The 2,715-nt window shown below is 64.6% G+C and carries 3 protein-coding genes; all 3 read right to left on the bottom strand.

Features of this window, described 5'->3' with window-relative positions; all coding sequences use genetic code 11:
• Nucleotides 1–713 (bottom strand): enoyl-CoA hydratase-related protein (locus C2R25_RS17375; RefSeq protein ID WP_103730413.1); only part of this gene is annotated, 713 nt, incomplete at its 3' end.
• Nucleotides 710–1,753 (bottom strand): enoyl-CoA hydratase/isomerase family protein, encoded by a 1,044-nt coding sequence (locus C2R25_RS17370; RefSeq protein ID WP_103730412.1) that lies wholly within the window; start codon nt 1,751–1,753, stop codon nt 710–712. The genes C2R25_RS17370 and C2R25_RS17375, both read right to left, overlap by 4 nt.
• A gap of 26 nt (nt 1,754–1,779) precedes the next feature.
• A partial coding sequence (locus tag C2R25_RS17365; protein ID WP_103730411.1) for an acyl-CoA dehydrogenase family protein occupies nt 1,780–2,715 on the bottom strand: 936 nt, incomplete at its 5' end.

The raw sequence follows: 2,715 nt of genomic DNA, 5'->3' as shown, positions 1-2,715 counted from the left end.
GAGGTCAGGACCTGGAACATGCGACGCTCCAGCACGAGGCCGGTGTCCAGCGTCGTCTCGAAGGCGAGGTTGACCATTTCCTTGTTCATCATCGCTGCCAGCGGCGGCATGGCGGCGATCGTCTGCGCGGACTTCATGGCGACGTCGAGAAGCGTGTCGGCCGGGACGACCTGGCTGACGAGGCCCGAACGCTCCGCCTCTGCGGCATCCATCATGCGTCCCGTGAGGCACATGTCCATTGCCTTCGCCTTGCCCACGGTGCGGGTCAGGCGCTGCGAGCCGCCCATACCGGGCGCGACGCCCAGCTTGATTTCAGGCTGGCCGAACTTTGCCGTTTCGGATGCGATGATGAAGTCGGCCATCATCGCCAGTTCGCAGCCGCCGCCAAGCGCGAAGCCGTTTACCGCAGCAATCCACGGCTTGCGCGTCGCTTTCACGATCTGGCTGGTCCAGCCTGCGAAGAAGTCCTCGGCGTAGAACTCAGCCCCTGCCTTATCCAGCATCTCCTTGATGTCGGCACCGGCCGCGAACGCCTTCTCGCCCGAACCGATGAGCACGGCGCAGCCCTGCGACTTGTCCGCTTCGAAGGCGGCGAAAGCCTTCGTCAGCTCTGCCAGAACGGTGGAGTTCAGGGCGTTCAGCGCCTGCGGCCGGTTGAGCGTGATGAGTGTTACAGCGCCCTTCTGTTCGACCAGGATCGTTTCGTAGCTCATAGAGGGTTCCATTGCGTTTCAGGAGGAAGAGGCGCGAAGATCGCGTCCAGCATGTCTTGGGTCACGCCTTCGGGAGTGGCGGGGTTCCACTTGGGCGCGTGGTCCTTGTCGACGATCACCGCCCGCACGCCTTCTGCAAAGTCCGGCAGGACCAGCACGCGCGAGCCGATGGCGTATTCCATGGCCATGTTCTGCGCGAACGTCTCGAGGCCAAGCGAAGTCTTGAGCTGCCTCAGTGACACCTTGCAGGCCTGCGGGCTCTTGGTGCGCAAGGTCGCGAGTTCCTTGGCCGCCCACTCGCTGTCATCGCCTTCGAGGGAGGCAAGCACCTGTTCCAGCGTGTCGAAGGCGAAGTGGCGCCGAATGTCCGCCGCGTGGGAGGCGATCCTTGGCTCGGCCGGCTTGGCGGTCAGCGCGGTCAGCACGCCGCCGATGTCGTGCCCGGCAGCGATCCGGGTCTTCGCCTGTGCCAGTTCCGCAGCCGGGAGATAATGCGTGGCGAGCCCCGCCCAGAGGCATTCCGAACCGTCGAGCCGCGCACCCGTAAGGGCGAGGAATTGCCCCACCCGGCCGTCCAGCCGTGAAAGGTACCAGCCTCCGCCCACATCGGGGAAGAGGCCGATCCCCGTCTCCGGCATGGCGAACCGCGTGTTTTCCGTCGCCACGCGGTACCTGGCCGGCTGCGAGATGCCCACGCCGCCGCCCATCGTGATGCCGTCCATAAAGGCCACGATCGGCTTGGGATACGTGAACATCTGATGATTGAGGCGATATTCCTCGTGGAAGAACCTTCGCCCTGCCTCGCCTCCGTCCGTCAAGGCGGACTGGCGCAGGAGATTGATGTCGCCACCCGAACAAAAGCCGCGCCCCTCCGCATGTTCAACGATCACCACCTTCACCGCCGCGTCTTGCGCCCAGGCGGTGAGCTGCTTGATCATGGCCTCGCACATACCCAGCGTGAGCGCGTGGATAGCCTTGGGACGGTTGAGCGAGATGAAGCCGGCCACACCCTCGCGCCGGAACAGCACTTCGTCGGTCATTGCGTTTCCTGACACCTGTGTATCGATCACTTCAGGAGATCACGGCCGACGATCATCCGCATGACCTCGTTCGTGCCTTCGAGAATGCGATGGACGCGCAGGTCACGCCAGAAGCGCTCGATCGGGTAGTCCTTCAGGTACCCGTATCCCCCGAAGATCTGCAGAGCCCTGTCCACCACGGAGGAGCCGGTGTCCGTCGCGACAAGCTTGGCCATGGCCGAGAACCGCGTCTTGTCCGCCGCGCCCGCCGTCACCTTGGCGGCAGCAAGATAAAGCAGCGCCCGGGCAGCCTCGAGTTCTGCCGCCATGTCGGCCAGGCGGAACTGCGTGTTCTGGAACTCGGCTATCGCCTGATCGAACTGACGGCGGTCCTTGGCATAGAGGACGGCTTCGTCGAGGCACCGCTGCGCGCCCCCGAGCGAACACGCGCCGATATTGAGCCGCCCGCCATCGAGACCGGCCATGGCGAACTTGAAGCCGTCGCCTTCCGCCCCGACCCGGTTCTCCACCGGAACGCGGGCATCCTCGAAGATGACTTGCGCGGTGGGCGAGCTGTTCCAGCCCAGCTTCTTCTCCGGCGCGCCGAAACTGACACCCGGCGTGTCCTTGTCGACCACGAAGCAGGAGATGCCGCGCGACTTGTGCTCGCCCGTGCGGGCCATCACCAGGTACACGTCATTGTAGCCGCCGCCCGAGATGAACTGCTTGGTGCCGTTGAGGACGTAGTGATCGCCGTCCAGCCGGGCCGTAGTCTTCAGCGCCGCTGCGTCCGAGCCGGAACCCGGCTCGGTCAGGCAGTAGGACGCGATCTTCTCCATCGTCACCAGTTCGGGAAGGTAGCGGTCCTTCAGCTGCTGGTCCGCGAAGGTGTCGATCATCCAGGCGCCCATGTTGTGGATCGAGATGTAGGCGCTCGTGGCGGGGCAGCCGTAGGACATGGCTTCCATGATAAGCGCCGCGTC

The organism is Novosphingobium sp. HII-3 (assembly GCF_002916655.1).
Taxonomy (GTDB): domain Bacteria; phylum Pseudomonadota; class Alphaproteobacteria; order Sphingomonadales; family Sphingomonadaceae; genus Novosphingobium; species Novosphingobium panipatense.
This window is presented reverse-complemented; position numbering and strand designations above follow the sequence as displayed.

What these genes read in the sequence shown, in the direction of transcription:
- C2R25_RS17370 (WP_103730412.1), bottom strand. Translation starts at nt 1,753, where the DNA reads ATGACCGACGAAGTGCTGTTCCGGCGCGAGGGTGTGGCCGGCTTCATC.